Source organism: Streptomyces sp. NPDC008001, from assembly GCF_042958085.1.
Taxonomy (GTDB): domain Bacteria; phylum Actinomycetota; class Actinomycetes; order Streptomycetales; family Streptomycetaceae; genus Streptomyces.
Genome location: NZ_JBIBIZ010000003.1, coordinates 484,759 through 510,357, shown reverse-complemented (window position 1 = coordinate 510,357; position 25,599 = coordinate 484,759). Strand labels below are relative to the sequence as shown.

The 25,599-nt window shown below is 72.3% G+C and carries 24 protein-coding genes; 10 read left to right on the top strand and 14 right to left on the bottom strand.

Translation table 11 applies throughout. The features are described from left to right. Nucleotides 1-9: 9 nt before the first annotated feature. Both ACFZCD_RS10660 and dmpI read left to right on the top strand, forming a co-directional pair. Nucleotides 10-948 (top strand): LysR substrate-binding domain-containing protein, encoded by a 939-nt coding sequence (locus tag ACFZCD_RS10660; protein ID WP_391829439.1) that lies wholly within the window; start codon nucleotides 10-12, stop codon nucleotides 946-948. 138 nt (nucleotides 949-1,086) lie between these two features. Further along, on the top strand, nucleotides 1,087-1,269 hold the full coding sequence (gene dmpI, locus ACFZCD_RS10655) for a 4-oxalocrotonate tautomerase DmpI (protein ID WP_190021457.1): 183 nt from the start codon (nucleotides 1,087-1,089) through the stop codon (nucleotides 1,267-1,269). A 101-nt stretch (nucleotides 1,270-1,370) separates the two neighbouring features. Here dmpI and ACFZCD_RS10650 read toward each other — a convergent pair whose 3' ends face one another. The 5 genes from ACFZCD_RS10650 to ACFZCD_RS10630 form a co-directional block, all read right to left on the bottom strand. Beyond that, entirely contained in the window at nucleotides 1,371-1,982 is a 612-nt protein-coding gene (locus tag ACFZCD_RS10650; protein ID WP_391829438.1) for a restriction endonuclease, read from the bottom strand. 585 nt (nucleotides 1,983-2,567) lie between these two features. Further along, entirely contained in the window at nucleotides 2,568-3,128 is a 561-nt protein-coding gene (locus ACFZCD_RS10645) for a GNAT family N-acetyltransferase (protein WP_391829437.1), read from the bottom strand. A gap of 182 nt (nucleotides 3,129-3,310) precedes the next feature. Continuing rightward, nucleotides 3,311-4,048, bottom strand: coding sequence for a transglycosylase SLT domain-containing protein (locus tag ACFZCD_RS10640; protein ID WP_391829436.1), 738 nt, complete (start codon nucleotides 4,046-4,048; stop codon nucleotides 3,311-3,313). A 325-nt stretch (nucleotides 4,049-4,373) separates the two neighbouring features. Continuing rightward, on the bottom strand, nucleotides 4,374-5,492 hold the full coding sequence (locus ACFZCD_RS10635) for an aspartate kinase (RefSeq protein ID WP_391829435.1): 1,119 nt from the start codon (nucleotides 5,490-5,492) through the stop codon (nucleotides 4,374-4,376). 51 nt (nucleotides 5,493-5,543) lie between these two features. Then, nucleotides 5,544-6,959, bottom strand: coding sequence for an aspartate aminotransferase family protein (locus tag ACFZCD_RS10630; RefSeq protein WP_391829434.1), 1,416 nt, complete (start codon nucleotides 6,957-6,959; stop codon nucleotides 5,544-5,546). 756 nt (nucleotides 6,960-7,715) lie between these two features. On the opposite strand from ACFZCD_RS10630, the gene ACFZCD_RS10625 reads away from it, so the two are divergent. Then, complete coding sequence (locus tag ACFZCD_RS10625; RefSeq protein WP_391829433.1) at nucleotides 7,716-9,005, top strand: GDSL-type esterase/lipase family protein; 1,290 nt, start codon at nucleotides 7,716-7,718, stop codon at nucleotides 9,003-9,005. 9 nt (nucleotides 9,006-9,014) lie between these two features. After that, nucleotides 9,015-9,560 (top strand): GNAT family N-acetyltransferase, encoded by a 546-nt coding sequence (locus tag ACFZCD_RS10620; RefSeq protein ID WP_391829432.1) that lies wholly within the window; start codon nucleotides 9,015-9,017, stop codon nucleotides 9,558-9,560. A gap of 59 nt (nucleotides 9,561-9,619) precedes the next feature. On the opposite strand, the gene ACFZCD_RS10615 is transcribed toward ACFZCD_RS10620, so the two are convergent. Beyond that, the gene (locus ACFZCD_RS10615; protein WP_391829431.1) at nucleotides 9,620-11,341 is read right to left on the bottom strand and encodes an acyl-CoA dehydrogenase family protein; all 1,722 of its coding nucleotides are present in this window, start codon (nucleotides 11,339-11,341) and stop codon (nucleotides 9,620-9,622) included. 108 nt (nucleotides 11,342-11,449) lie between these two features. Beyond that, nucleotides 11,450-12,010, bottom strand: coding sequence for a PadR family transcriptional regulator (locus ACFZCD_RS10610; protein ID WP_391829430.1), 561 nt, complete (start codon nucleotides 12,008-12,010; stop codon nucleotides 11,450-11,452). A 217-nt stretch (nucleotides 12,011-12,227) separates the two neighbouring features. Here ACFZCD_RS10610 and ACFZCD_RS10605 point away from each other — a divergent pair, with 217 nt between their 5' ends. Both ACFZCD_RS10605 and ACFZCD_RS10600 read left to right on the top strand, forming a co-directional pair. Further along, nucleotides 12,228-13,202 carry a hypothetical protein gene (locus ACFZCD_RS10605; RefSeq protein WP_391829429.1) on the top strand — a complete coding sequence of 325 codons (975 nt, stop codon included), beginning with the start codon at nucleotides 12,228-12,230 and terminating at the stop codon, nucleotides 13,200-13,202. A 74-nt stretch (nucleotides 13,203-13,276) separates the two neighbouring features. Beyond that, nucleotides 13,277-14,281 (top strand): NAD-dependent epimerase/dehydratase family protein, encoded by a 1,005-nt coding sequence (locus tag ACFZCD_RS10600; RefSeq protein ID WP_391829428.1) that lies wholly within the window; start codon nucleotides 13,277-13,279, stop codon nucleotides 14,279-14,281. 55 nt (nucleotides 14,282-14,336) lie between these two features. Here ACFZCD_RS10600 and ACFZCD_RS10595 read toward each other — a convergent pair whose 3' ends face one another. Then, complete coding sequence (locus ACFZCD_RS10595; RefSeq protein ID WP_391829427.1) at nucleotides 14,337-14,696, bottom strand: zinc ribbon domain-containing protein YjdM; 360 nt, start codon at nucleotides 14,694-14,696, stop codon at nucleotides 14,337-14,339. 95 nt (nucleotides 14,697-14,791) lie between these two features. After that, nucleotides 14,792-15,517: a transglycosylase SLT domain-containing protein gene (locus tag ACFZCD_RS10590; RefSeq protein WP_391829426.1), complete on the bottom strand. Its 726-nt coding sequence runs from the start codon at nucleotides 15,515-15,517 to the stop codon at nucleotides 14,792-14,794. A 528-nt stretch (nucleotides 15,518-16,045) separates the two neighbouring features. Here ACFZCD_RS10590 and ACFZCD_RS10585 point away from each other — a divergent pair. The 3 genes from ACFZCD_RS10585 to ACFZCD_RS10575 all read left to right on the top strand — a co-directional run bounded on the left by ACFZCD_RS10585 (nucleotide 16,046) and on the right by ACFZCD_RS10575 (nucleotide 19,288). Continuing rightward, nucleotides 16,046-16,663, top strand: a complete 618-nt coding sequence (locus ACFZCD_RS10585) for a hypothetical protein (RefSeq protein WP_391829425.1) — start codon at nucleotides 16,046-16,048, stop codon at nucleotides 16,661-16,663. Nucleotides 16,664-16,723: 60 nt separating this feature from the next. Further along, nucleotides 16,724-17,656: a LysR family transcriptional regulator gene (locus ACFZCD_RS10580; RefSeq protein ID WP_391829424.1), complete on the top strand. Its 933-nt coding sequence runs from the start codon at nucleotides 16,724-16,726 to the stop codon at nucleotides 17,654-17,656. 87 nt (nucleotides 17,657-17,743) lie between these two features. Then, nucleotides 17,744-19,288: an AMP-binding protein gene (locus ACFZCD_RS10575; RefSeq protein ID WP_391829423.1), complete on the top strand. Its 1,545-nt coding sequence runs from the start codon at nucleotides 17,744-17,746 to the stop codon at nucleotides 19,286-19,288. Between the two features lie 76 nt (nucleotides 19,289-19,364). Here the strand turns inward: ACFZCD_RS10575 and ACFZCD_RS10570 are convergent, their stop codons facing one another. The 4 genes from ACFZCD_RS10570 to ACFZCD_RS10555 all read right to left on the bottom strand — a co-directional run bounded on the left by ACFZCD_RS10570 (nucleotide 19,365) and on the right by ACFZCD_RS10555 (nucleotide 24,283). After that, nucleotides 19,365-20,372, bottom strand: coding sequence for a lytic polysaccharide monooxygenase (locus ACFZCD_RS10570; protein ID WP_391829422.1), 1,008 nt, complete (start codon nucleotides 20,370-20,372; stop codon nucleotides 19,365-19,367). A gap of 111 nt (nucleotides 20,373-20,483) precedes the next feature. Continuing rightward, entirely contained in the window at nucleotides 20,484-21,902 is a 1,419-nt protein-coding gene (locus ACFZCD_RS10565) for a cellulose binding domain-containing protein (protein ID WP_391829421.1), read from the bottom strand. Between the two features lie 195 nt (nucleotides 21,903-22,097). Next, nucleotides 22,098-23,549 (bottom strand): sensor histidine kinase, encoded by a 1,452-nt coding sequence (locus tag ACFZCD_RS10560; protein ID WP_391829420.1) that lies wholly within the window; start codon nucleotides 23,547-23,549, stop codon nucleotides 22,098-22,100. Next, entirely contained in the window at nucleotides 23,546-24,283 is a 738-nt protein-coding gene (locus ACFZCD_RS10555) for a response regulator transcription factor (RefSeq protein WP_391829419.1), read from the bottom strand. Before ACFZCD_RS10555 ends, ACFZCD_RS10560 begins: the two co-directional genes overlap by 4 nt. Nucleotides 24,284-24,316: 33 nt before the next feature. On the opposite strand from ACFZCD_RS10555, the gene ACFZCD_RS10550 reads away from it, so the two are divergent. After that, nucleotides 24,317-24,853 carry a hypothetical protein gene (locus tag ACFZCD_RS10550; protein ID WP_391829418.1) on the top strand — a complete coding sequence of 179 codons (537 nt, stop codon included), beginning with the start codon at nucleotides 24,317-24,319 and terminating at the stop codon, nucleotides 24,851-24,853. Between the two features lie 50 nt (nucleotides 24,854-24,903). On the opposite strand, the gene ACFZCD_RS10545 is transcribed toward ACFZCD_RS10550, so the two are convergent. Continuing rightward, nucleotides 24,904-25,581, bottom strand: coding sequence for a GntR family transcriptional regulator (locus tag ACFZCD_RS10545; RefSeq protein WP_391829417.1), 678 nt, complete (start codon nucleotides 25,579-25,581; stop codon nucleotides 24,904-24,906). Nucleotides 25,582-25,599: the final 18 nt, after the last annotated feature.

Here is a 25,599-nt window from a genome sequence, read left to right as displayed (position 1 = left end):
AGGGGAACGGTGGAACTGCGTCAGCTGCGCTACTTCGTGACGGTCGCGGAGGAACTGCACTTCGGGCGGGCGGCCGAGCGGCTGGTGATCGGCCAGCCGGCCGTCAGCCAGCAGATCCGGCGGCTCGAACGCGAGCTGAAGATCGAGCTGTTCGACCGGACGCCCCGGCTGGTCCAGCTGACGGCCGCCGGACAGGCATTCCTCCCCGCGGCCCGTGCCGTGCTGGCGGCGGAGGACGCCGCCCGGGCGGTGGCCGCGGAGCTGGCCGGCGGCGGAAGCGGCGTCTTCCGGCTCGGGACGGTCACCGGGCTCGGCGAGAGGCTCGACCGGATCCTGGATGCCTTCGAGGAGCATGCGCCGGGCGTACGGGTGGAGCTGGTCGCGCTGCCCGTCCGGGAGCGGCTCGCCCGGCTCTCCGACGGCAGGCTGGACGCCGCCTTCGTCCGGGGCGCCGCCCCGGCGCCCGGCGGGGCGGCGGCCCCGGACAGCGACGAGCTGCGCCGCCGCCCGCTCTGGGAGGACGAGCTGCTGGCCGCGGTGCCGTCCCGGCACCCGCTCGCGGGGCGGGCGGCCGTGCATCTCGCCGACCTCGCGGGGCTGCCGCTGCGCCTGACGGAACGCCGCCATCACCCGTCGCTGGTCGACCTCGTCCTGGACGGCTGCCGGCAGGCGGGCTTCGAGCCCACTCCCGGACCGGCGTACAGCACCCTCCAGGACACGCTCGCGGCGATCGGATCGGGCACGCCGATGTGGACGGTGGTGTACGCCGGCAACGCCCGCCGGATGCGGCTGCCGAGGGTCGCCTTCGTCCCCTTCGCCGCGCCCGGCCTGCGGCTGCCCGTCGAGCTGGTGACCCGGTGCGGCGCGCCCTCCCCGCTGCTCGGCCTGCTGGAGGGCGCGTGCGCGGCGGACGTACCCCTTGCCTCCCCTTCTCCCTCCCTCACCTGAGCAGGGACGATCAGCAATCGTGATCGCTGCGATAGCCGTTCGGGTCTGGGTGGCGAGGGGCCCTGCGCGGTGAACTGTTCCCGGCAGCAAGAACGCACCGGAACCGCCGGTGCAGGCCTCACCGTGAAGGAGCGCATCATGCCCATCGTCACCATCCAGCAGGGTCCCCGTGACATCGAGCTCAAGCGTGACCTGGTCGCCCGCGTCACCGACGCCTTCGTGGACGCCCTGCAGATCCCGGCCGAGGCCGTGCAGGTGTGGATCCACGAGGTGCCGGCCGACAGCTGGGGCGTGGCGGGAAAGCTGACCGCCGACAAGTAGGCGTCGTTGTCACGGAGCAGAGCCGACCGGCCGGAGGCTGATCCTTCCGGCCGGCCGGGGCCCCGCCGGAGCCCCGGACCCGCCCTCGCCCCCGCCGCCGGTCAGGACAGCGGCGAGGCGCGGCGGGGCGGTGGGAGCGCCCGCAGCAGCTCCCACAGCGGCCGGCCACCGGCCGCCCACTCCCCCAGCAGGCGACGGTCGACCAGGTGTATTCGCTGGGTCCTGGCCAGCGGCGGGCACTGCGAGGAGAAGCGGCCGTTGGTCACCATGACCGCGACGTCCGCACCGTGCAACTGGCGCGCGGTTCCGGCGACGACGTGCAGGTCCGGGGTGCCGACCGCCGAACCCCGGTCACCGTCCCGGCGGTGCTTGCACTGGATCACCCATCGGCGCCCGAACGGATCCGTGGCCTTCACGTCGGCCCCGTTGTCGCCCCTCCCGCCGACCTGTCGTGCCTCCCTGCAGCCGTCCCGGTCCATCAAGTCCCGTATTGCGTGCTCGAATTGCGTGGGGTTCAGGGAGTCCAGGTGCGACATCGCGTACCGCAGCTCCCGGGCACGGAGACGCTCCCACCGACGACGCTCCTGCCGCAGGTGGAACCAGGCTCCGCCCGCCACGGCGGCCACGACCGTGAGCAGCAGTGCGACCCACCAGTGCGCGGCGAGCCACCGCACCAGCGTGAGGACCGCCCCCACCGCAACAATCGCTGCCACCGCGAACGCGAGCACCCGCGTGTCCGACTGCCGCTGCCTCACTGAGCGCCGACGGCGAGCGGGCGGACGCGGGCGAGCAGGGCGGCCACGGCCCGCAGGCCGGCCCCGGCGCACGGGCCGGCGACGGCTCACCACGCCGTCCCCGTGGCCCACGGGATCGGGTACGTCACGCCCTGCCGCGACCGAGGCTTCTCCTTGCTCTTCTCTTGCTGGTCAGGCCACTTGACCGGATACACCGCCGACGGAACGGGCTTGGGCACGGAAGTGCCGCCGCCCTCCGCAGGTCCCCGAGCCGTGCCGTCCGCCGAGCGCCCCAGCGCCCAGCCGACGACCAGCACGGCCGCTATCGCCACCAGCGTCGTGCCCCGCCGCGCCCCGGGCGCCGATCGCCAATACCCCCTGACGGGTGTGCCGTCCGCCCGCTCGTACGGATTGACCCATTGCACGTGTGGATCCCCCTCCGGCTCCGTGCGCTTCCTGCGCAACCTCCATGGAACCAGGGCCCACTGACACTCCCGGGTCAGCCGGTTCGCTACAGGCTGCCCGGGAAGGGCTCGGTGGCCTCGCCGTGCACGGGCGGGCGCGTCACACCCCGCGGCTCGCCGCTCGCCACTCCGGGGCGAGCACCGACCAGATCTCCTCGTCGTACCGCTTCCCCCGGTACAGGTAGCTTTCCCGCAGCACGCCGTCCTTCCTCATGCCGAGGCGCCGGGCCACCGCGATGCTGGGCGCGTTCTCCGCCACGACCCACCACTCCACGCGGTGGATCCCCCGCTCCTCGATAGCCCAGTCGATGAGCACCCGTACGGCGCGGGTCACCAGCCCCTTGCCCACCGCCGACGGCTCCAGCCAGCAGCCCGCCTCGGCAGTGCCCTGCGCGACGTCCATCGTGCGGAGGCTGACCGCGCCGACCAGCTCGCCGCCCGTCCGGATGCCGCAGATCCGTCCGGCGTCGGCGGCGAGCTTGTCCGCGTACGTCTGCAGGAACGCCCGGCTCGACGCCAGGTCCGTGATGAGGTCGGGCAGCCCGTTGTACTGCCCGATGAATTCCCTGCCCCGCTCCACGTGGGCCAGGAACTCTCCGGCCTGCCACGGCTCCAGCGGGCGCAGTTCCGCGCCGTCGTCGCCCAGGGATATCGCGTACATGGTCACCCTCCACGGTCGGAATCAGTGCAGCCGGCCGAAGGATCTTCGCACGCCGACGTCGCACCGGTGGCCGCCCGCGGAGCCCGTAGCCGGGGCGACGCGCAAATGCGGAAGGGCGGTGGCGCCCCTTTGGTCAGGGGTGCCACCGCCCTCGCGGTGTTTGATCTACTGGCCGCTGTGGATCAGTACGCGGAGTTCACGTTGTCCATGGAGCCGTACTTGTCGGCCGCGTAGTTACAGGCGGCGGTGATGTTGGCGACCGGGTCGTAGATGTCCCACGAGGTGCCCTCGACGTGGTACGCCTTGAACGTCGGGTCGATCATCTGCAGCAGACCCTTCGACGGCACACCGTTGACGGCGTTGACGTCCCAGTCGTTGATGGCACGCGGGTTACCGGTCGACTCACGCATCACATTGCGCTTGATGCCGTCGTAGGAGGCCGGGATGCCCTTGGCCCGCAGAATGTCCATCGCCTCGCTGATCCAGCCATCCACGTTGTTGCCGTAGGCCTTCTTCACCGGAGCAGCCGGGGCAGCGGGAGCGGCCGGGGCGGCCTTCTTCGCCGGAGCAGCCTTCTTCGCCGGGGCGGCGGGCTTGGCCGCAAGGGCCTTGCGCTCGGTGGAACGGTTGGCAGCCTGCTTCTCGGCCCGCTCCTTGTCCGCCTTCGCCTTACCGGCATCCGCCTTCGCCGCAGCCACAGCAGCAGTGGTCTGCTGGTCCAGCGCGTCCTGCTGCGTCTCACCGAACGCCTCAGCACTCCACGCCACCGGCTTCACCGACGCCGAGGAGGCAGCATCGGCAGCGAAGGCGTGCGGGGCGACGGCGACCGCGACGACGGCGGCACCGGTCGCGGCAATGCCGGCCACGGAGAACTTGTGAATCTTGGGCAGACGGGTATAAGCGGAGACGGTGGAGCGCATGTCTGAGCTGAACCTTCCAATCGCGGATGCCGCCTGGCCCTGAATCGGCGCAATAACGAAGCGCCGTTTCTCGGTCGACGGCGCCCAGCGACCCCGTAATTGTTAGCGGCGCCCAAAACCCCTGACAAGCACTGTGACCTACTACCCCCTTTCATCGACCCCCGCGAACACCCCGAACGGACCCCCTATTTCGGGCAGCACACATCACTAAAAGAATTCGTAAGTGACCCAGGCCTCATGGGCCGCCTCACACGACAAGGCCCATTCCGTCACCAGGTGCGAGCACTTGAGTACGCAAAAACGCGCCGCGGCTGCGGCGCGAACCTCACCCCGTCACCTTGCGCGGACCGGCAACGCGCGCGGCGACCGCGCAACCGGTCATGGCGCGCTCCCCACCCTGTGCGCTGCCCTCGCCGGAGGAACCTCCGGAGCAGGCGCACTGTGCGGCGGGCTGCGGGCCCGGGCTCGGGCTCGGGCTCAGCACCGGCTCGGCGACATCGGCCCGCCCCTCGCCCGCGCCGGCAAGGTCACGGAAGATCCTTTCCGTGGACCCGGGCCCGCCCGGACCACCCGGCCCACTCGGACCACCCTGACCGCCCGGACCACCCTGACCGCCCGGACCACCCGCGGCCGGAGCCACGGCCGTCTCCGCAGGTGCGCGAGCGGCACCCACGATCCCCGCGGGCCTCACGAGGCTCTCCGCCGAGTGCGCGGTGTCCGACACCACCGTGCCGGGCAGGTCGTTGTAGGACGACCGCACGTGGACGGTCACGCCGTACCTGCGGGCGTACTCCACGCTGCGCAGCGCCAGCACCTCGGCGCCGTGGACGGCCATCTCCTGCATGGTCTCGTACGTCACGTGCCGCAGCAGCCGGGCCCCGGGGAACACCTTGGGATCCGCCGTGTAGACCCCGTCCACGTCCGTGCAGATCTCGCACAGGTCGGCCTTGAGCGCCGCCGCCAGGGCGATCGCCGTGGTGTCCGAACCGCCGCGCCCCAGAGTGGTGACCTCCCCGGTCTCCCTGCTCAGTCCCTGGAACCCCGCGACCAGCACGACCTCGCCCCGGTCGAGGGCCTCCCGGACGCGCTGCGGCTCGACGGCGATGACCCGGGCCTCACCGTGGCTCGCCGTGGTGATCACACCGGCCTGCGGGCCTGAGAAGGAGCACGCCCGGCCGCCCAGCTCCTGGACCGCCATCGCGGTCAGGGCGTTCGATACCTGCTCGCCGGCCGCCAGCAACATGTCCAGTTCGCGGGGGGACGGTGCGGACGTCACTTCGCGCGCCAGTCTCAGCAGCTCATCGGTGGTGTCCCCCATCGCGGACACCACGACGACGACGTCGTGGCCCGCCTCGTGCGTCGCCACGATGCGCTCGGCCACGTGCTTGATCCGCTCGGTACTCCGCACCGAGGAGCCGCCGTACTTCTGGACGATGAGTGCCATCGTGTGACTCCTCTCTGGGGAGCGTCCCGCGGGGGACGGCGGGCGAGCCGGCTACTGGGGACCGCCCGCGGCCCGGTCGGCGTGAGCGGGTCCGGCGGACGACCGGGGACTGCACGCGGTGACGGCGTCGACGAGGATCGAGCAGGCCGTGTCGACCACGTCGGGGGTGACGTTGAGGGGCGGGAGGAGGCGGACGACGGCGTCGTCGCGTCCGCCGCGTTCGACGATGAGGCCGTTCCGCAGGGCGCGGGCCTGGACCGCGGACGCGACCTCGGTCGCGGGGCGGCCGTCGCCGGGGTCGGCGAGCTCGATCCCCCACATCAGGCCGCGGCCCCGCACCTCGCGGACCCACGGGTCGGTGGTCAGCGCCGCGAGCCGGTCGGCGATCTGGTCGCCCCGCCGCCGGACGTTCCCGAGGACGTCGTCGCGCTGCATGATGCGGATCGCCTCCACTCCGGCGGCGAAGGCCAGCTGGTTCCCGCGGAAGGTGCCGATGTGCGCGCCGGGCGACCAGACGTCCAGCGCGGCGTCGTAGAGGATGAGGGCCACCGGCAGACCGATGCCGCTCAGCGCCTTGGACGCCACGATGACGTCCGGCTCGATGCCGTACTGCTCGAAGGCGAACCACGTTCCGGTGCGGCCGCAGCCCGTCTGCACCTCGTCGGCGATCAGGGGGATGCCGAGGGACCGGGTCAGGTCCCGCACGCGCCGTACGAAGTCGGTGCGGGCGGGGATGGTCCCGCCCTCCCCCTGCACCAGCTCGATGATGACCGCGGCGGGGAGGGGGATGCCGCCGTTGCTGTCGCCGAGGGCGTGTTCCAGGTAGGTGGCGCAGTTCGTGGCGCAGCTGTCGGGCGTGAGGCCGACGGGGCACCGGCTGCAGTAGGAGTACGGGAAGAAGTGCACTCCGGGCATGCCGTTGGGTACCGCCTCCTTGGGGGAGACGAGGCCGCTGAGTGCCATGGCGGCGTGCGTGCTGCCGTGGAAGGCTCCCTGGAAGGAGACGACGTCGCTGCGGCCGGTCGCAATCTTGCAGAGCTTGACGGCGGCCTCGACGGCGTTGGCCCCGGTCGGCCCGCAGAAGTGCACCTTCATCCTCTCCCGCAGGTCCGGCGCCAGCATGGACAGCTGGGCTTCGGTGAAGGCGTCCTTGGCGGGGGTGGGGAAGTCGAGGCCGTGGGCGAGGACGTCCAGTTGCCGGGCCACGACGCGGACGAGCTCGGGGTGGCTGTATCCCAGGGAGAGCACACCTGCTCCGGCGAGGAAGTCGATGAAGACGTTCCCGTCGACGTCCCGGACGAAGCTCCCGGCGCCGTCGGCCAGCGCGATGGGCAGGTGGCGGGGGTAGGTGCGGGCGGACGACTCGCGCTGCTCCTGGCGTGCCAGGAGTTCGGCCGAGCGGGGGCCGGGCAGGTCGCCGCGGACGTACGGACCCCTCAGGGAGCCGGGCTGCAGGGACGAGGTCATGGAGTGCCTCCACGGGGTGTGCCGGAGGGCGGTGCCGGCGGGTGCCGGCGGGCAGCGGTGCGTCTTTCACGGCTTTCACGGCGCGGGGCTGTCACGGCGGGGGACATCGCATCCGGCAAGGCCCCGCCCGCGGCCCGAGCGGCTGTACGGGCGGCTGTACGGGCGGTGGACCGGGCGCGACCAGCCTCGCCGCCTTCCCCTTCGGCCGGCGTGCGCGGGCGGCCTTCGAGCGTGCGCAGGCGGCCTTCGAGGACGTGGAAACGGCAGGTGGGCAGCAAGCTACCGGTGGTGACCGGCCGGTACGGGGGTGCCTCGCCGCAGCAGACGGTGACCGCCACCCTGCTCTCGTCCTCCGCGAGGAAAGCGGTGGGAGCCCGCGCGGGCGGAGCGCTTGCGGCGGACGGCTGTGAGAGGCCGCCCGGAGCGGTATCCGTCCGAGTGGATTCGACGTGCGCCGCGCACCCTGCCATGGCAGCTCCTGCGGCGCGCCGCGGCGAACGACGTCGGTCGGTGTCGCCGCGTGCGCACCGGCCGGCTTCAGCCCGGGGCCCTTCGTGCCCGCCCGACGAGCCTTGCCACCGGCTTCTCGCTGCCGGGACGGCGGGGCGGCCGGATCGGCCCGCTTCCCATCACATCCTCCAAGAGGAATCCTTGACGCTTCTATCTTACGAACTTACGCAGTCCTGCGGACGTGGCGGCGAAAGGTGCGGAAGAAATGCGTGTGCGGATCAGGCGCCGGATTGACAGGCTATGGTCATGAATTCCCCGTTCAACGACCACCCCGGACCCAACGGCCACCCCGGCCGCCCCGGCGACCCGGCCCACTCCGGCGACTCCGCCCTCCGCAACGAGGCACCGACGGACTGGATCACCACGCCGATCGAGCCGCGCTTCCTGCGCGGCGCCCTCGACCTGGAGCGCACCCCCCACGGTGTGCTGCCGCACCGGCTGCCCGCGTGGGCCCGGAAACAGGCCCCCGACGGGTCCCTGGCCCTGGTCGAGACCCAGCCCTCCGGTGTGCGACTGGTGTTCCGCACCCGGGCCACCGCCGTCGAACTGGACGTCCTGCCCACGAAGACCGTCTTCCGGGGTGCTCCAGCCCGCCCCGACGGCGTCTACGACCTGGTCATCGACGGCCGTACCGCCGGCCGGACCAGCGTGACCGGCGGCAACGTCGTCACCGTCGACATGGTCACCCAGGCCGCCGACACCCGCCCCGGCCCGGCCGGCACCGCCCGGTTCGCGGACTTGCCCCCGGACGCGAAGGACGTCGAGATCTGGCTGCCGCACTCGGAGATCACCGAGCTGATCGCCCTGCGCACCGACGCCCCCGTCGAGGCCGTACCGGAGCGCGGCCGCCGGGTGTGGCTGCACCACGGCAGTTCCATCAGCCACGGCTCCGCCGCCGCCCGGCCGACCGAGATCTGGCCGGCCGTGGCCGCCGCCCGCGGCGGCGTGGAGCTGGTCAACATGGGTTTCGGCGGCAACGCCCTGCTCGACCCGTTCACCGCGCGCACCATGCGCGACACCGCCGCCGACCTGATCAGCGTCAAGATCGGCATCAACCTGGTCAACACCGACCTGATGCGCCTGCGTGCCTTCGCCCCGGCGGTCCACGGCTTCCTCGACACCATCCGCGAGGGCCATCCCACCGCTCCCCTGCTGGTCGTCTCCCCCGTCCTCTGCCCCGTCCAGGAGAACACCCCGGGGCCCCTCGCACCGGACTTCGAGGGCGGGAAGATGAGCTTCCGGGCCCTCGGCGACCCGTCGGACCCCACGCGGCTGACGCTCACCGTCATCCGGAAGGAGCTCTCCCGCGTCGTTGCGCAACGGGCGGCCGACGACCCGAACCTGCACTACCTCGACGGTCTCTCGCTCTACGGCGAACCGGACTTCGCCGAGGTGCCCATGCCGGACGGCCTCCACCCGGACTCCGCCGGTCACCGCCGCATCGGCGAGCGCTTCGCCGAGCGGGCCTTCGGTGACGGCGGGCCGTTCGCCGTCCCGGCCGACGTCCGATCGCTCCGTTCCGGCCGGTCGCATTAGGTCGCCGCAATGCCCGAACTGCGAACCGAACGCCTCGTGCTCCGCGAATGGCGGGATGCCGACCTGGGCCCCTGGGCCGCCATGAATGCCGATCCCGAAGTCCGCGAGTACTTCCCGGACGTGCTCACACCGGAGCGGAGCGCGGCCTCCGCCGCCCGCTTCCAGGACGACCTCGTCCGGCGGGGCTGGGGATGGTGGGCGCTGGAGGTCGCGGCTACGGGCGAGTTCATCGGCTTCGCCGGGCTGGATGCGGTGGACGAGGACACGCCGTTCACCGGCGTGGAGGCCGGATGGCGTCTGGCCCGCGCGGCCTGGGGGCACGGATACGCCACCGAGGCCGCCCGGGCGGTCGTGGCCTTCGGCTTCGAGACCCTCGGCCTGCCGGAGATCCTCGCCGTGACGACGGCCACCAATCTCCGGTCGCAGGCCGTGATGCGCCGCATCGGCATGACCCGCAACCCCGCCGACGACTTCGACGACCCCGGCGTACCGGAGGGGCCGCTGCGCCGGAACGTGGTGTACCGGCTCCGGGCGGGCGAACAAGCGGGAAGGTAGGGCTGTTCTGACCGGGGCGGGTGCCGGGACCGGTCCCGGCACCCGCCCCGGGCCCGTTCCTACGGCGCCATCTCGTACGCCCCGGACAGCGCCTCGACGCGCTCCCACACCCGCGCCGAGCGGGCGTCGTCGACGACCGGGCGGCGGACCGCACCCAGCGCCCAGCTCTGCTGTTCCGCGGTGGCGGAGTCCTTGCCGTGCAGCTCGACGGCGTGCGCGGAGAAGTCCCGTACGAGGACGGCGAACAGCTCGTCCAGCACGTCCTCGTCGAGCTCCGTCAGGCCCGCCTGCTCCAGGATCAGCTGGCCGTGGACGACGAGCGCGAACAGCTGCCCGACGGCGAGGAGGAGGTCGAGGTCGCGGCTCTGCTCCTCGCCGGGGGCGGCGGTGGTGACGAACGCGCACAGGGCGTCCGCCTGCTCCCGGAAGCGGCCGACGTTGGGCACGTGGGCGTACGCGTCGTAGGCGGCGCGCCAGTCGTGGAAGCGTATGGAGCCCAGGCCGCGGGCGGGGCCCTGCCGGAAGAGGAACGCGTCGTCGGCCGCGTCGAGGCGGGTCGGGACGGGTGCGTACTCCGCCGGGTTCAGCAGGTGGTTGCCCATGAACTTGAGGATCAGCGCAAGGTTGACGTGGACCGTGCCCTCCAGCTTCGGCAGGCCGCGGATCTCGGTGGCGGCCTGGGCGAAGTAGGTGTCCTTCTCGAACCCCTTGGCGGCGATGACGTCCCACATCAGGTCGATGACCTTCTCGCCCTCGGTGGTCACCTTCATCTTCGTCATGGGGTTGAACAGCAGGTAGCGGCGGTCGTCGGGGCCGGCGGAGCGGAAGTAGTCGACGGCGCGGTCGCTGAAGAGCTTCATGCCGACGAGCCGGACGTAGGCGTCGGTCAGCTCGCGGCGCACGTGCGGGAAGGCGGTGACGGGCCGGCCGTAGAGGATGCGGTTGTGCGCGTGGGTGACGGCCTCGTACATCGCGTGCTCGCAGATGCCGATGGAGGCGGTGCAGAGGTTGAACTTGCCCACGTTGACGGTGTTGAGGGCGGCGTCGAAGGCGGCACGCCCGGTGTGCAGGATGTCGTCGGGGGCGACCGGGTAGCCGTCGAGGCGGAACTCGCTGACGTACTTGGACGAGTCGACGACGTTCTTGACGAGGTGGTAGGCGGGGTGGCGGCTGTCGGCGGCGAAGAAGACGTAGCCGTCGGGGCCCTCGACGTCGGTGCGGCGGCCGAAGACGGAGACGAGCCCGGCGGCGTTGCCGTTGCCGATGTAGTACTTGGAGCCGCTGGCGCGGAAACCGCCCTTGCCGTCGGGCTCCAGCAGCATGTCGGTGGAGTAGATGTCGGCACCGTGGGACTTCTCGGAGAGGCCGAACGCGAACACCTCGCCCTCGGAGAGGAGTTCCGCCGCACGGGCGCGGGCGGCGGCGTTGTCGCTCTGCCAGACCGGGCCGAGGCCGAGGATGGTGACCTGCCACGCGTACCAGTAGTCGAGCCCGTAGAAGCCGAAGATCTCGTTGAGGGCGGCGATCCGGGCGGTGTCCCACCGCTTGTCCTGCTGCTCGCCGGCGGCGGCCGCCGGGGTGAGGAAGGTCGCGAACAGGCCTTCCTTGGCGGAGAACGCGAGGAAGTCCGCCAGCCAGGCGCGGGAGCGGTAGTCCTCGATCAGCTTGCGCTTGCCGCGCTCCTCGAACCAGTCGACGGTGGCGCGCAGCAGCCTGCGGGTCTCGGGGTCGAAGTGCGCGGGGTCGTACGTGCGCGGGTTGAACAGCAGCGGGTCGGCCATGGGAGTTCGCCTTTCCGGCTCGGGACGGGACGTGAGGGGACGAGAAGTGACGGGAGCTGGCGGGAGGTGACGGGTGGTGCGGGACGGCGCGGGGCGCGGGGCCGGTGCTTACCGGCGCTCGGAGCTGATGCGGTGGAGGGTGGCGAGGACGTCGTCGAGCCAGGCGAGCGTCATCCGCTCGTAGGCGATGCCTCCGCGGAGGACGACGTGCTGCAGTTCCTGCCCGGCGTCGGGCGGGCCGGGCGCGCCGGGCCCGGTGAAGTCGCGTTCTTCGCCCGCGAGGTAGTGGGCGAGCCGGTCGGTGTGCGCCCGGTGGTGCCGCTCGACTTCGCGGATCAGCGCGGCGGGGTCGTCGAAGGCCGCGCCGCGGATCTTCACGGCGAGGTCGTGCCGGACGCTCTCCGGTTCGATCGGCTCGTGGAGCCACCGGGAGAGGGCGGTCCGGCCCGGGGCCGCGACGGAGTACTCCTTCTTGTCCGGGCGGCCCTGCTGCGGCACCTCACGGACGTCGAGCCGGCCGTCGGCCTCCATGCGCTTGAGGACGCGGTAGATCTGCTGGTGGGTGGCGGTCCAGAAGTAGCCGATGGACCGCTCGAAGCGCCGGGCCAGCTCGTAGCCGGAGCCCGGCTTCTCCAGCAGGGAGACGAGGATCGCGTGCTCGAGCGCCATGACCCGGATCCTTCTATGCAACTCGTTTCATAGACAAGAGGTGGCGCACGGGTGAGACGTGGCTCACCCGGGGCCGGACCGGGCGCAACCGGGCCGATCCGGACGGCCATGAGGCGGGAACAGGCCAGCCCGAACCGTCCGGGCTCCGCGTCGCCGGAGGGCCGGGATCCTTGAAGGGGCGCGGTCACTGCACGGGCCGGAGGAACGGGGAAAACGCATGTTCGGGTGGGGGAAACCGGCGGACGACGGGGCGGCGGAGCGGCGGATCCTGGCGGCCGTGGCCGGCCTGCAGGAGAAGACCACCGAAGCGCTACGGGAGGGGTTTTCGGAACTTCGCCGCCAGAACGCTGAGCTGCGCGAGGAACTGCGCGAGCTGCGGCGCGCGGTGACCGACGCCCACAAGGACGTCGCGGAGCACCGCCGGGAGACCGAGACGCTGAGGCAGGAGCTGCAGACCGCCCGCCGGGAAGCGGCCGGGATCCTCGCCGAGGCGGGGGCGCGGGCGGAGGCGGAGGCGAGGGCGAGGTCAGCCGCCGGAGCCCGGGCCCGGGGCGAAGCGGAAGCCGAAACCGCAGCCGCAGGGGAGGTGCAGGAGGAGGATTCGGGCGGCCGGGCGGAGCGGGGGCGGGACCAGGACCAGGGCGGGAGCCAGGACCAAGGCGAGGGCCGGGACCGGCATACGGTCGCGGAGCCCGGTGCGGCTTCCGGCCGCTCGGCGCCGGGGTCCGCGCCCGCCCGCTCCCCCGGCGCGGAGCGGCCGGAAGCCGCCGGACCCGGTCCTGATGAGGACACGCAGAAGCAGCGGCTGGAGAGGGCCGCCGGAATCAGCGCCGCGGATCTGGTGTGCCACCGCGACACGTGGGCGTTCATCGTGGAGCAGGCCGCCCGCAACGCTCACTTCCGGGTTCCCGGCGAGATCACGGCCGGGAAGGACGGCGCGACGCGGATCACCGTGTCGGGGCGCAGCCTGATGGCGATCCTCACCGCCCTGGACGCCGTCGAGCGGCAGGACCACCGTGCCGACCCCGGCGACCGCGCGCTGGCCGGAAAGATCTACGAGCGCATCACCGACGTCGTGGACACGGTCGGTCCGGGCGACGGGCATGGCCGGCGCGCAGCTGCCGGGCATGCGGCCGACGAGACGCCTCAGCGGGCCGTGATCGTGATCGACGACCGTCCGGGCCCGCCCTGACCGGAGCAGCCGGGGAGATCTGCCGTCGGCGAATTTTTATTCGCACCACGCGCATTCGATGCTTGGGTGGCGGAATGGAGATCCTGATTCTTGGCGGGACGGCCTGGCTGGGCCGGGAAGTGTCGCGGCAGGCGATCGCACGCGGCCACCGGGTCACGTGCCTCGCCCGCGGCGAGAGCGGAGAGGTTGCCGAAGGGGCGCTCCTGGTGACCGCCGACCGGAGCGATCCTTCCGCCTACGAGCCGTTGCTCGACCGGGAGTGGGACGCGGTCGTCGAGGTGTCGTGGCAGCCCGGCTTCGTCCGCGGGGCCCTGGAGGCGCTGGGACGCCGGACGCGGCACTGGACGTACGTCTCTTCCGTCAGCGCCTACGCCTCCCACGCCGCGACGGACGCCGACGAGTCCACGGCGCTCCTGGCTCCCACCGAGCTGGCCGAGGTCGGCCGTGAACTGTACGGCGAAGCGAAGGTGGCGTGCGAGAGGGCGTCGACGGCCGCGGTGGGCGACCGTCTCCTCATCGCGCGCGCCGGCCTCATCGGCGGCCCCGGCGACCACAGCGACCGGTCCGGCTACTGGGTCGCCCGCGCGGCACGGGACCCGCGGGGCCCGATGCTGGTCCCGGCAGAGCCGGACCTTCCGACACAGGTGATCGACGCACGCGACCTCGCCGCCTGGCTGCTCGACGCCGCGGAGGCCGGAACCGTCGGCACTTACGACGCCGTCGGCCCGGTCGTTCCCTTCCAGGACTGGATCACTCTGTCCCGCACCATCGGCGGGCACACCGGACCGGTGGCGGAGGCCGGCTCCGCGTGGCTGATCGCGAACGACGTGGCCCAGTTCATGGGGCCGGAGTCACTGCCGATGTGGCTGGCCGAGCCCGGCTGGGAGGGATGGTCGGCCCGGAGCGGCGCCGCGGCGCGGGCCGCCGGGCTGCGCCACCGTCCCCGGGCGGAACTGCTCACCGACACGCTGCGGTGGGAGCGCGAGCGGGGCCTGGACCGGGTGCGGCGCTCGGGCCTCAGCCCCCGGCGGGAGAGCGAGCTGCTCGCCGCACTCGCTGAGGACCGGGGCGTGGAGTAAGCGGAGTAACAGGAGGGGCAGGGGAAGAGAGGGACGGGGAGGGGAAGGCCGCTGGTCAGGCCTTCCGGACCACGCTCGACTTGAGCTGCATGGCCCCGAACCCATCGATCTTGCAGTCGATGTCGTGACCGTCCGTGCCGTTCACGAGCCGGATGTTGCGCACCTTCGTGCCGGCCTTGATCCCGGTCGGGCTGCCCTTGACCTTCAGGGTCTTGACCACGGTCACCGTGTCACCGTCGGAGAGGACGTTGCCGACCGAGTCCTTGATCACGGCGTCCTGCGCCGCACCGCTCTCGGGGGCCGCTGCGGAGGCGGGCGACCACTCGTGACCGCATTCGGGACAGACCAGGAGCGCGCCCATCTCGTAGGTGTAGGCGCTGGAGCATTCGGGGCACGGCGGCAGGGTTTCGTTCACTGAGGGAGTGTATTTCAGAACGGCGAAGGGCGGTGGCGCCCCTTGATCAGGGGTGCCACCGCCCTCGCGGTGATTGATCTGCCGACCGCTGTGGATCAGTACGCGGAGTTCACGTTGTCCATGGAGCCGTACTTGTCGGCCGCGTAGTTACAAGCAGCGGTGATGTTGGCGACCGGGTCGTAGATGTCCCACGAGGTGCCCTCGACGTGGTACGCCTTGAACGTCGGGTCGATCATCTGCAGCAGACCCTTCGACGGCACACCATTCACCGCGTTGACGTCCCAGTCATTGATCGCACGCGGGTTACCCGTCGACTCACGCATCACATTGCGCTTGATGCCGTCGTAAGAGGCCGGGATGCCCTTGGCCCGCAGAATGTCCATCGCCTCGCTGATCCAGCCATCGACGTTGTTGCCGTAGGACTTCTTCACCGGAGCAGCAGGAGCGGCCGGGGCGGCCTTCTTCGCCGGAGCCGGGGTGGCGGGGGCGGCGGGCTTGGCCTGGAGGGCCTTGCGCTCGGTGGACCGGTTAGCAGCCTGCTTCTCGGCCCGCTCCTTGTCCGCCTTCGCCTTACCGGCATCAGCCTTCGCAGCGGCCACAGCAGCAGTGGTCTGCTGGTCCAGCGCGTCCTGCTGCGTCTCACCGAACGCCTCAGCACTCCACGCCACCGGCTTCACCGACGCCGAGGAGGCAGCATCGGCAGCGAAGGCGTGCGGGGCGACGGCGACCGCGACGACGGCGGCACCGGTCGCGGCAATGCCGGCCACGGAGAACTTGTGAATCTTGGGCAGACGGGTATAAGCGGAGACGGTGGAGCGCATGTCTGAGCTGAACCTTCCAATCGCGGATGCCGCCTGGCCCTGAATCGGCGCAATAACGAAGCGCCGTTTCTCGGTCGACGGCGCCCAGCGACCCCGTAATTGTTAGCGGCGCCCAAAACCCCTGACAAGCACTGTGACCTACTACCCCCTTTCATTGAACAGAGCAGCCGCGGCCGTCATGCCGCTGCATTCCACAGTTCCGCCCACTAAGCTCCCTAGTAAGTGATCCAGGCCTCATGGGCCGCCTCACACCACAGGACCCCGAGGGTGACGTGGAGCGAGCGCACCCGCGCGCTGCGTCAGGCGCCGCCCTTTCCCGGCCGCCACAGATCAACAAATGCGCGCGATTCCCTCTGTGACCTGCAGAGCTTGCCAATTCACCCGGAGAGTGTTCAGTCTTATCGGGCACTTAACCCGTTCCTTGAGGAAATGAAGGATTCACGCCGGTAACCAGCCGGTCACCTTTCAAGGCCTTGGCCGCCATGAAGTCAGCCCCGCAGTCATGAGGGTCTGCGTTTGGAGAATCGCGTGTCCGCTCTGCCGTCCGAACCGTACCTGTCCGTCATCCGCCCGCCGGGCTCGCTCCGCGCCGCCACCACGACCGCCCGGCACGCAAAGCCGCTGGGCCTGTACGACTCCTGGTGGACGGTCGCCGGGGCCGGGTTCGCGATCTGTGCGGCCTGGGCCGTCTCCGTGTGGATCTCGGTTCACCTGCAGGCCGACGCGACGCTTCACACCGCCGCGCTCTTCGTCCACCTCTCGAGCCTGGTGCTCGGTTTCGGCGCCGTGCTCGTGGCCGACTACTACGGGCTCCTGTGGATGACCGGCCGCTGCACCCTCAAGGAGGCCCTCGGCAGCGCCGGCCGCCTGCACACGCCCATCTGGGCCGGTCTCGTGGGCCTGGTCGCGAGCGGCATGCTGCTCCACCCCAACCCGTCCGCCACCCTCACCTCCGTCAAGCTGGTGCTGGTGCTGCTCCTCAGCCTGAACGGCCTGCAGGCGGGCGTGCTCAACCGCCGCATGGCCGAGCAGCCCTCCGCTTCGCCCTCCCCGCGCATCCTGGCCTGGGGCGGAGCCACCGCTGTCGTCTCCCAGGTCTGCTGGTGGGGAGCGGTCGTCATCGGCTTCCTCAACAGCCAGCACTGACCCGCTGCCACGATCGGGGTCCCGGGATCCTCAAGGGAAGGGTCCGGCGAGACTGGCGGCATGGATCTGCTCTCGCTGCGATATTTCCGGGCCGTGGCCCGTCACGAGCACATCAGCCGGGCCGCGGAGGAACTCCGGGTCGCCCAGCCGTCGGTGAGCCGCACCATCATCCGGCTGGAGGCCGAGCTCGGGGTTCCGCTCTTCGACCGCCGCGGACGCCGGATACGGCTCAATGAGCACGGCACCGCCTTCCTGCACCGGGTCGAGCGGGCGCTGGCCGAAATCGACGACGCCCGGCGGGAGATGGCCGATGCCGCCGGCGACGGCCCGGGAAGGGTCTCCGTCGCCGCCGAGACCCTGCTTCAGCTGGCCGCGGTACTGGCCGCCTTCCAGGAGCAGCGCCCCGGGGTGAAGGTGCGCCTGTTCCAGACCACGGTGGAGTCGATGCGGCGTCATCTGCGCTCCGGCGAGGTGGACTTCGCGCTCGCCTCCCAGCCACTGGCCGGCCCGGACCTGTGTTCGCTGGAACTGGTGCGGGAAGAGGTGCTGCTGGCCGTGCCGCGCGGGCATCCGCTGGCCGGACGGGAGCGCGTCGCGGTGGCCGAGCTGGCCGGCGAGGGGTTCGTCAGCACGCGCGCCGGTCACTGGCAGCGGGCCCTGCTGGAACGGCTCTTCGCCCGCGAGGGGCTCACGCCCCGCGTGGTCTGCGAGGGCGACGAGGCCGCGGCCACCCCGGAGCTGGTCGGCGTCGGCCTGGGCCTCGGTCTGATGCCGGCCGTCGCCCGGTGGACCCTCGGCGAGCGCAGCCCGGTGGCCTGGCTGCGGCTGGACGCCGCGGACTGCCACCGGACGCTGACCCTGGTCTGGCGCCGGGACGCCTACCTCTCCCCCGCCGCGCTGGACTTCCGCCGGCTGGCCATGGAACGACTCATGCCCGAAGGGCTCGTGCCCGGGCGGCTCATGCCCGAGCGGCTTATGCCTGACGGGACATGAGCACATGGCAAAACTGGTCGTGGAAGGCATGAGAGGGCGGCACTAGCGTCGAGGACGTCCATCGGGTTCCGACAAGGGAGAGCAGCGATGAGCCGCCGACAAGACGCTACGGAAAACGGCTTTACCGGCTATGTGGAGACGGTCCTCGACGTGCTCTCCGCCGAGCCGCAGCGGGCGGCCGTCACCACCGCCGAGGGACGGGTGATCAGCGCGGCGGAGCTCCGGGACCAGGTCTACCGGCTCGCCGGGGAGCTGGCGGAGCGCGGTGTGGGCCGAGGCGCCACGGTCACCCTGCTCACCGGCAACACCGCCGAGGCCCTCGTCGCCCGGTACGCCGCCAATCTGGCCGGTGCCCGGGTGGTCGGCCTCTACGAGGGCATGAGCCCGCCGACCATGGCCCGCATCATGGAGAGCGTCGACTGCTCCCTCCTCCTGGTGGACGACCGGCGGCACGCCACGGCCGGGGAGCTGCTGCAACTGGCCGGCGTCCCCCGGGCGCTCTCCCTCGGTCCGAGCACCTTCGCCGAGGACGTCCTGGCCGCGGCCGCCGGGCGCCCGGCGCGGCCGGTGGGCGGCCTGGCCGGCCCGGACGACGACTGGTGCATCCGGCACACCGGCGGCACCACCGGGATCCCCAAGGGCATCCGCATGACCCACGGCTCGTACCGGCGCGGCCTGGACCACGGGCTCGCCGGCGCCGGCGACCCGCCCCGCTACCTCGCCTGCACCTCGCTCGCCCACCTGGCCGGGATCTTCACCGACATGACGCTCCACCAGGGCGGCTCGGTGGTCCTGCAGCACGACTTCGAGCCCGGCGACGTGCTGGCCGCGATCGAGCGCGAGCGCATCACCCACACCTGGCTGCTGCCGCCGCTGCTCTACCAGTTGCTGGACCACCCGGACCTGGAGGGGACCGACCTGTCCAGCCTGCGCCGGATCACGTACGGCGGCACCGCTGCTTCTGCGGCCAGGCTGCGGCAGGCCGCCAAGGTCCTCGGGCCCGTGCTCTACGGCGTGTACGGGCAGGCCGAGGTGCAGTCCGTCACGGAGGCGGGTCCCGGGGAGCAGGAGGTGACGGGCCACGGCGGGCACCTGACGGTCGGCCGGGCCCTGCCCGGTGTGGAGATCGCGATCCGGGACGCCGACAGCACCGACCTGCCGCCCGGCGAGCCGGGCGAGGTACTGGTGCGCTCGCCCTTCGTGATGGAGGGCTACTGGAAGCAGCCGGAGCTGACCGCCGAGGTGCTGCGGGACGGCTGGGTGCACACCGGCGACGTCGGCTACCTCGACGAGGACGGCTACCTCTACATCGTGGACCGGATCAAGGAGATGATCGTGGTCGTCGGGGGCCACGTCTACCCGGCGGAGCTGGAGGACCTGCTGCTGAGCCATCCGGCCGTCGCCCGGTGCACGGTCTTCGGCAGCCCCGACGAGGAGTCGGTGGAGCACGTCCACGCCGCCGTGGTGCCCGCCGCGGGGCAGCAGCCCACGCTGGAGGAGATCCGCGACTTCGTCACCGCCCGCAAGGGGCGTCTCTACGCTCCCGAGGCCCTGCACCTGGTGTCCGACCTCCCCCTGACGGCAGCGGGCAAGCCGGACAGGCGGACGCTGCGGTCCCGGCTGTCCGGCTGAGGTACGGCGGGCGCCTCCCGCCTCCCGCCCAAGGCTCCGGGCGCGAGCGGGAGGCGCCTGCCGTTCAGGCCCTGGCCTAGGCGCGGTTCCGGGCGGAGCGTCGTCGCGCGGCCATGAACAGGACGGCGGAGCCGGCCGCCAGGGTCCCGGCGCCCGCGACGGTGAGCATCGCCGTACGGCCGTCGCCGCCGGTCTCGGCCAGGCGCCCGCCCTGGGCCGAGGGGCCGTCGGCGGCCTTCGCCTCGGTCTGCTGGTCGTGCCCGCCCATGGCGTGCGCGTTCTCGGCGTGCGCGCCCCCGCCGTATCCCGCCTCGTCGGGGCCGTCACCGCCGTGGCCGCCGTGGCCGACGGTCGACTTGGCGGCTTCCTGGGTGATCTGCTTCTCGCTCGGGGCGGAGGCCGCGGGGGCCTGGGCCACGGCCTTCGTCACCGCCGCCGTCCCGCCGAAGTCCACGTCGGAGCAGGTGTAGAACGCCTCGGGGCTGTCCGAGCGCTGCCAGATGCTGTAAATGAGGTGACGGCCGGACTTCTTCGGGACGGTGCCGTCGAAGACGTAGCTCCCCTCCTTCAGCGTCGGGTTCGTGACCTTGGCGAACGGCTTCGCCTCCAGGTCCGACCACTTCAGCGGCTTCCGCGGGTCGTATCCGTCCTTGGTGACGTAGAGCTCGAACGTGCCGCGGTGCGCGGCGGTCGCCCGGTACGTGAAGGTGTGCTTCCCCGGCGCGAGCTTGGTCCCCGGCCAGTCGGCGCGGGCCGCGTCGAGGCCCTTGTACTTGTCGCGACCGGCGCTGCACAGCTTGCCGTCCGGGATGATCTGGCGGTGGCGGCCGGCGGCGGTGCCGATGTTGACCTCGTTCCAGTCGTAGAGCGGCTGGGTGCCGCCGGCCGCGACCATCGCCTTGCAGGCCGCCGAGCGCGGATGTTCCGGCCCTTCCGCGAAACAGGCGGACACCCGGCTGACCGGGTCCGTCATGGAGCCGTGCGCGGAGGCCGTTCCGGAGGCCAGCACGGTGACGGAGAGGGAGAGCGCGAGGGGGGCCGTGACGAGCGCTGCGGTACGGACGGCCTTGTGGCGGGGGTGCATGGGGGGTGTCTCCTCCATCGTCAGGGGTGGGAAAACGTGGGGGTGTGGGGGTGTGGGGGGTGTGGGGGGATTCCGGACGGGGATCCGGACAGAGGGGGAACGGGAAGCGCGTCAGCTCCGGACGGCGGCAAAGGCCTTCGTGAACGCGAACTCGTCCTGCGGGACGGAGCTGCAGGTGGCCGAGGCGGAGTTCTGCGCACCGCCCGGGCACTGCTTGTCGCGCGTGGCCGACCACATGGAGAGCCAGCCGATCCCCTTGGGCCGCGCGAACGCCACCAGCCGGTCCGCGTCGCCGGTCTTGAAGACCTCACTGGCCACGTCGTTGACGCCGATCATCGGAGTGACGGCGACAGCCTTCCACGCGGCCGCGTCGCTCAGCCCCAGCACGCCCTTGACCTGGGCCTGCGTCGCCGTGGCGGCATCGATCGCGTACTGCCCCATGTTGCCACTGAACGACGAACCGTAGTCCATCGCCATGATGTTGACCGCGGAGACGGACACGCCGTTCTTCCTGGCGTTCTCGACGAGGTTGACGCCGTCCTGGGTGAGGCCGGTGGGCATCACCGGCAGCGTGAAGGAGACGTCGAGGCCGGGGTGCTTCTTCTGGAGCAGCGCGACGGCCCGGGCGCGGCGCGTGTTGGCGGCCGTGTCGGGCAGCGCGCCCCCTTCGATGTCGAAGTCGACCTTGGTGAGCTTGTACGCGTCCACGACCTTGCCGTACGCGGCGGCGAGGTCGTCGGCGGAGGAGCAGGCGAGGGCGAGCTCGGAGCCGGCCGCGCCACCGAAGGAGACCCGCACGTCGCCGCCCGCCTCGCGCAGCGGGCCGATCTGCCGGGCCACGGGGTTGCTGTCCAGGTCGCTCACGCCGCCCCACTTGGGGGTGCAGCCGCCGCCGGAGGTGACGAAGGCGAGGGTGAAATTCTTGACGCCGGTCTTCCGGGCGGTGCCGAGGAGGTCGTACGCCGGGTTGAGGAGGGTGTCGACGTAGGGGGCGAACGCGGCCTTGGCGCCACCGGGGCCCGGGGTGTTCCCGGTCGGCCGCGGCCGGGGCGGGGCCGGCGCCGAGCCGGTCGGCTGCGGGGGTTCGGGGTTCTTGTCCGTCGAGCACTTCGCGCCGCTGATCCGGCAGTTCACGGGCGCGGTGGGTGCCGCCGCGCCGGTCGCGACGAAGCCGACGGTCACCGAAGCTCCGGGGGCGAGGGTGCTGTTCCAGTTCTCCGGAGCGACGGTGACGCTGCGGCCGCTGACGGTGTGCTTGCCGTTCCACAAGGACGTGATCTTCGCGCCTTCGGGGAGGTCGAACGACAACTTCCAGTCCGGCAGTTCCTTGCCGGTGCCGTTGGTGATGACGTACTGCCCGGTGAAGCCGCCCGACCAGGAGCCGGTCGTGGAGTAGGCCGCGCCGACCGGTGTGGCCTGCGCGGTGCCGGTGAGGGTGAAGGCGGCGCCGGCCGCGATCGCGGCGGCGATCCCGACGCCGGCGAGCCTCGCCTTCCGGCTCACTCGCCGGCGGTGTGCGGAGGAACCCATCGCGTGTCTGCCTGTTCTGCCTGGGGGGTAGGTACAGGCGGCACGCTAGCGAGCGCGAACCAGGCAAATCCCCCAATCACCGTCGGGGGCGGGCTTCTTATGGCCGCCTTAAGGTCCGCATGTGCGGGCGTTAATGCCGAAGCCCATGCCCGGAGCCCATGCCCGGAGCCCATGGCCGGAACCTATTGCCGCGGCCTATGGCCGGAGCCGGCGCCGCACCCGGCCCCGCACCCGGCTCCGGCGTTCGCGGCGGCGCGGCCCGCCCCGTCCGTCCAGCGCGAGCCACACGCGGACCTCGGTGCCGCCGAGCACCGACCGCCCGATCCGTACGTCGCCGCCCGTGGACTCCGCGACGCGCCGCACGATGTCCAGGCCGAGGCCGGTGGAACCGGGTCCGCCGTCGCCGTGGCCGCGGCGCAGCGCGGCGTCGGGGTCCGCGATGCCGGGGCCCGCGTCGGAGACGAGGACGATCACGGCGTCGTCGCTGCGGTGCACGTCCACGGCGAAGGCGGTGCCTTCCGGGGTGTGCCGGAAGACGTTGCCGAGCATCGCGTCCAGCGCGGCGGCGAGTTCGGGGCGGGCGACGGGGACGCGTACGGTCGCGTCGACGCCCGCGAGCCGGACCGTGCGTCCCTCGTCCTCGGCGAGCGCGGACCAGAAGTCCATGCGGTCGCGGATGACGTCGCAGGCGTCGCAGCCGAGCGGGGGCCGCTCCTTCTGCTCGCCCTGTTCGCGGGCGGTGCGGATCAGCTGGTCGACCTCGCGCTCCAGTTGCTCGACGGCGGCGCGGGTCTGGTCGGCGGCCGGGCCCTCGCCGAGCGAGGCGGCGTTGAGGCGGAGGACGGTGAGCGGGGTGCGGAGCCGGTGGGAGAGGTCGGCGGCGAGTTCGCGTTCGCCCGCGAGGAGCTGCACGATCTTGTCGGCCATGGAGTTGAAGGCCACGGCCGCGGCGCGCAGTTCGGCCGGGCCGCCTTCGCGGACGCGCACCCCCAGCTTTCCCTCGCCCAGTTCGGCGGCGGCCTTGGCGAGCCGTTCCGCCGGGCGGACGAGGCGCAGGCCGAGGCGGTCCGCGACGGCGACGGAGCCGACGACCAGGCCGAGGGCCACGGCGGCGAGGATCGCCCAGGACGTGGTGACGCCGTTGCTGACGGCACGGTGCGGGACGTAGACCTCGACGACCGCGAACTCGCCGGTGCTCAGGGCCGTCGGCTGGAGGAGGGCGTAGCCGCCGGGCACGGAGGTGACGGCGGAGCGGCCCCGGCGGGCGGTCTCCACGTCGTGCGGGGCGGCCCGGCTGCGGCCGATGCCGTAGGGCTCGCGCGGTGACCCGGTGGGTGCGTCGTGCGGGCCCGGGCCGGCGTCCGCGCCTCGTCGCGCGGCGCCGCCGCCCCCGCCCCCGCCATCGCCGGGTACGTGGACGGCCAGGCGTTCCTCGCCGCCGGCCTGCGAGCTGGCGACGGCGCGTTCCAACTGGTCGCGGTCGGTGGTGATGGCGAGTGCGGGGCGTATCTGGGCCGCCTGCCGTTCGGCGTCGGCGAAGGCGCGGTCGCGGGCGAGTTCCTTGACGACCAGGCCGAGCGGGACGGCGAAGGCCAGCACCACCATCACCGTCACGGCCAGCGACACCCGGACGAGCGCCCATCTCATGCCGGCTCCGCCGGAGGCTGCTGCTGCGGCGGCATCGGCCGGGGCTGTTCCAGCTTCACTCCGACGCCGCGGACCGTGTGCAGGTAGCGCGGCCTGGCGGCCGTCTCGCCGAGCTTGCGGCGCAGCCAGGACAGGTGCACGTCGATGGTCTGGTCGTCGCCGTAGGACTGCTGCCAGACCTCGGCGAGGAGTTCCTTGCGCGGGACGACGACGCCGGGGCGGCCGGCAAGGTAGGCGAGGAGGTCGAACTCACGCCGGGTCAGGTCGAGGGGGGCGCCGTCCAGTTCGGCCAGGCGGCGCAGCGGGTCGACGGCCAGGCCGCCGACGCGCAGGGCCGCGGACGGCGCCGGATCGCCCGCCGTGCCGCCGCCGCGGCCCGTCCGGCGCAGTACGGCGGCCATGCGCGCGGTGAGGTGGGCCACGGAGAACGGTTTGACCAGGTAGTCGTCGGCGCCGTCGGTGAGCAGGCGGATGATCTCCGCTTCGTCGTCCCGTGCGGTGGCGACGATGACCGGTACGTCGGTGATGCCGCGCAGCATCTTCAGGGCCTGCGCTCCGTCGAGGTCCGGCAGTCCGAGGTCGAGGATGACCAGGTCGAAGCCGACCTGGGCGACTTCGCGCAGCGCTTCGAGAGCGGTGCCCACGCTGCGTACGGTGTGCGAGGCCTCGGTCAGCTCCCGGATGAGGGCGGAGCGCACGAACGGATCGTCCTCGACTACGAGCAGTCTTGCCATGGGCGGCACCGTACGCCATACGGGTGCGGCACTATGAGCCAGGTGAGACGAGGATTCCTGCAGGCTCTGGCGTGGGCACTGGCGACGGCGGCGGCCACGGCGGTGTCCTGGTACGGGGTGCGCACGGTGCTGACGGGCACGGCCTACGAACCGCCGCGCGCCCTGCCGATCTCGGGTACGACGCCGCCGCTCGTGCCGGCGGTGGGCGAGCCGGCGTCGTCGGCCCGTGCGCCGGAGCCGTCGTCCTCCGCCCCGGCGAGCGCGGCGCCGTCCGCGAAGAGCGCTGCTCCCGCGCCGGAGACCGGCGCCGGGCGGCGGACGGGCGGGCAGCAACCGCCGCCGGGCACCGGCGGGGTGAAGAGCTATCCGGTCCGGGGCGGGCGAGCGGTCTTCGACCTGGGCGAGGCCTCGGCCGCGCTGGTGTCGGCGACGCCGGACGAGGGCTGGCAGATGCGGGTGTGGAAGCAGAGCGCCTGGATCCGGGTGGACTTCATGGCCGGTACGCGGACCACGTCGGTGTTCGTCACCTGGAACGGCCATCCGCCGCGGGTGCAGACGGTGGAGAACTGACCCGGGACCGGTGCCCGCCGGGGCGCGGGCGGGCCGCACGGCGCCGGCCGTCACTCCTGTGCGCCGCCGCCCTTCGCCCACAGCGAGCGCACGTGGCCGAGGTGCCGTGCCATGCACTTCTCGGCGCCCTTGGCGTCGCCCGCGAGCATCAGGTCCAGGATTTCGAGGTGTTCCTCGGCGGAGGGGATGAGCTCGCCGCGCTCGTCGAGGGCGGTCAGCCCGTACAGGCGGGAGCGCTTGCGCAGGTCGCCGACGGTCTCGACGAGGCGTTCGTTGCCGGAGAGGGCCAGCAGGCTGAGGTGGAAGAGGCGGTCGGCCTCCAGGTAGCCGATGAGGTCGTGGTCGCGGGCGGCGCGCACGATCTCCTCGGCGACCGGGCGGAGCGCTTCGAGGTCCTCGCGGGCCGCGGTGCGCGTGATGCGGCCGGCCATGGGGACCTCGATCAGGGTGCGGATCTCGGTGTACTGGTCCAGGTCGCGCTCGTTGACCTCGGTCACCCGGAACCCCTTGTTGCGGACCGGCTCGACCAGGCCCTCGCGGGCGAGGTCGAGCATGGCCTCGCGGACGGGGGTGGCGGAGATGCCGAAGTCCTCCGCGAGCTGCGGTGCGGAGTAGACCTCGCCGGGGCGGAGTTCGCCGGAGATGAGGGCGGCGCGCAGGGCGTGGGCGACCTGGTCGCGCAGCCGCTCGGTGGCGGTGATGAGGTTGCGCTGCTTGAGGTGGCCCATGGTGTCCTGTGTCCCTTC